The sequence below is a fragment of the Mesorhizobium sp. M7A.F.Ca.MR.362.00.0.0 genome (genome assembly GCF_004023175.1).
Lineage (GTDB): Bacteria > Pseudomonadota > Alphaproteobacteria > Rhizobiales > Rhizobiaceae > Mesorhizobium.
The window spans coordinates 1-2,862 of the sequence record NZ_RZTF01000576.1 but is presented as its reverse complement, the minus strand read 5'-3'; the positions used below and the strand labels follow the sequence as shown (position 1 = coordinate 2,862).

Genomic DNA, 2,862 nt, shown 5'->3' with positions numbered 1-2,862 from the left:
CCCTTGAGATACTGGATCGACCGATCCGACGGCTTGATGACGATATTCTGGCTGTCCAGCGCCTTGAGCGCCGACGGCTGCGCGATCAGGATCTGGCGGCGGCTATGGCCATGCGCGTCGACCGACGGCGCCGACAGCTCGAACGTATCGAGCGGCGCAGGCTTGCCGCCCAACGCCGCGCAGCCGGCCAGCGTCAGGGCAAGCAGTGCCGCAGCCGATGTCAACCCGCCCGTTTTCACCCACATAGACTTCACGCGCGATCCCCGTTGTCCCCGGATCGTAAGATCGACCCGCTTTCGCGGCTCATGTTTCTGGGGCGCGCCGTCGCCGAAGTCAACGCCGCGCCCTGCCATCGAATTGCCGAACCTCGCCGTCGCCACCCGAAAGGATGCGCTGCGGATTGCGGCTGAGATCGGTCACCGCCTCTTCGATGCGGCTGATCGAACGGCGGCTGTCCTGCACCAAAGCCTCGACATTCGAAAGTCCCTGTCCCGAGAAGCGCGCCAGATTGTCGGTGATGACGCCAAGGCGGGCATTCAGCGTGTCGGCAACCTGCTTGAACGACTTCAGCGTCGCCCTGGCATCCGCCATCACGCCATCGGCCTGCCCCGACCCGAGCAAGGTATCGACCTTGGCAAGAATGCCATCGACCCGCACCGAGGCATCGTTGAGCCTTTGCGCGAGCTGCTTTGCGTCCTTGATCGTCTGGTCGATGTCGTCGGCCCGGTTGGCGAACTTGTGGGTCACCTCCGCGATGTCGGCGGCGGCCTTGTCGGCGCTCTCGCTGGCCTTTTGGATGTTGGCGAGCGCCGAGCGCACTTGTGCGGGATCGATACCGTCGAGCACGTTGTCAACCTTGGCCAGCGTGCCTTGCGTCCGTTTGGTAAACTCGTTGACCGACCCCACGGCCGTATCGACGTTCTTGATCACGCCGTCGAGCTGTTTCGACGTCTCCTTGAGGTTACCGGTGACCGCGTCGACATTGGCGACGATGCTCTTGATCTTGTCCTTGTCGACGGCGTTGAGAAGGCCTTCGGCCGCCTTCAGCGTGCCATCGAGTTTGCCGGAAACGCCTTTAAGCTCATCCGCCAGCGTGCTGGCGGCGGACAGGAATTTGTCGATGCCATCCGAATTCTTGGCCAGCGCATCGGAGAAGGTCTGAACATTCTGGACGGTCTGCGTCAGCGGCCCGCGAACGTCCCTGGTGAAGCCTTCGAGCTCGGTCAGCACCTTGTCGGCGCGGGTGAAGATATTCTGCGCCGTCTGCAAGAGGTTGGTCACCGCCGACGGGTTGGCGACGATCTCGGCGACCTTGCCTTCCTTTTCCGCCTGGTCGAGGAGTTTCACTTCCTTGGGGTCGGCGCCCTTGAGCTCGATGTTGGCCTGCCCGGTCAGGCCGGCAAGCCCGATATCGGCTTGCGTCGATTTGGTGATCGGCGTCATGCGGTCGATCTCGGTATCGGCGATGGCAACCGTCGGATTGTCGACGTCGATATAGACGCGCTTGACGTCGCCGACCTTGACGCCGTTGAACAGCACGAAACTGCCGCGGCCAAGCCCGGACGCAGAGCCCGGAATGCGCACGCGCAGCAACGTCGTCTCGCCCTTGTCGCCGATGGCCGCCGTCCAATAGACGAAGGCAAACGCCGCCAGGATCGCAGCCAGCGTGAAGATGCCGACAATGACGTAGTTGGCTCTAGTTTCCATTGTCCCACTTATGGCTATGCGCGCGCCGCAAGATCAAGTTGCCGGGCGCGTTTTCCGCGGAAATAGGACTTTACCCACGGTTCCTCGCTCTTCAGCATGTCGTCGATGGTGCCTTCGACCAGCACTTTCTTCTTGCCGAGCACGGCCACCCGGTCGCAAGCGGTGAACAGCGTGTCGAGATCGTGCGTCACCATGTAGACGGTCAGATCCATCGTATCGCGCAGCTTGACCACCAGCTCGTCGAACTCCGCCGCGCTGATCGGATCGAGGCCCGATGTCGGCTCGTCGAGGAAGACGATGTCGGGATCGAGCGCGAGCGCCCGGGCCAGCGCAGCGCGCTTGATCATGCCGCCGGACAGTTCGGACGGGAATTTCTGCGCTGCATCGGGCGGCAGCCCGACCAGCTCGATCTTGAGCATCGCCAGTTCGTCCATCAGCTTTCGCGGCAGGTCGAGATATTCGCGCATCGGCACCTGGACGTTTTCCAGCACTGTCAGCGCCGAGAACAACGCGCCGTGCTGGAACAGCACGCCAAGCCGCATGTCGATGCGCAGACGCTCGGCATCATCAGCTTTCTCGATATCGACGCCGAACAGCTTGATCCTACCCGACTGCTTGCGCGTCAGGCCGAGAATGGTGCGCAGCAGAACGGATTTACCCGCACCCGAGGCGCCGACAAATCCAAGGATTTCGCCGCGCCTTATGTCGAGCGACAGTCTGTCGAGGATAAGCTTGTCGGCAAAGGAAACACTGATGTCGTGCGCGGAAAGCACGATGTCGCCCTCGCCCGCGTCATCAGCCAATGCGCCTGCCCTTTTCCTGTTTCGCAGCTTCATCTCAGAACTCGATCGCTGCGTAGAACATGGCGAAAAGTCCGTCGAGGATGATGACGACGAAGATCGACTTCACAACCGAAGCGGTAACATGCTGGCCGAGCGATTCGGCGCTGCCGCCGACCTTCATGCCTTCGACCGAGGCAATCGTGCCGATGATCATGGCCATGAACGGCGCCTTAATCAGGCCGGCAAAGATGGTGCTGAGATCGATGGCGACGCGCAACCGGTCGATGAAGGCGGCGGGCGGGATGTCGGAATAGAGCCAGGCAGCCAGTATGCCGCCGCCGAGTGCGGCGAAATTGGCGATGATGGTCAGGCA

The 2,862-nt window shown here is 62.1% G+C and carries 3 protein-coding genes and 1 pseudogene; all 4 read right to left on the bottom strand.

Going from position 1 to position 2,862, the window contains the following annotated elements:
- A pseudogene (locus tag EOC06_RS35385) lies at window positions 1-353 on the bottom strand (ABC-type transport auxiliary lipoprotein family protein); the annotation flags it as partial.
- Window positions 334-1,707 carry an MlaD family protein gene (locus EOC06_RS35380; protein ID WP_128309986.1) on the bottom strand — a complete coding sequence of 458 codons (1,374 nt, stop codon included), beginning with the start codon at window positions 1,705-1,707 and terminating at the stop codon, window positions 334-336. The pseudogene EOC06_RS35385 and the gene EOC06_RS35380, both read right to left, overlap by 20 nt.
- 14 nt (window positions 1,708-1,721) lie before the next feature.
- Entirely contained in the window at window positions 1,722-2,543 is an 822-nt protein-coding gene (locus tag EOC06_RS35375; RefSeq protein ID WP_128309985.1) for an ABC transporter ATP-binding protein, read from the bottom strand.
- Between the two features lies 1 nt (window position 2,544).
- On the bottom strand, window positions 2,545-2,862 hold a 318-nt coding region (locus EOC06_RS35370; protein WP_206631327.1), incomplete at its 5' end, for an ABC transporter permease.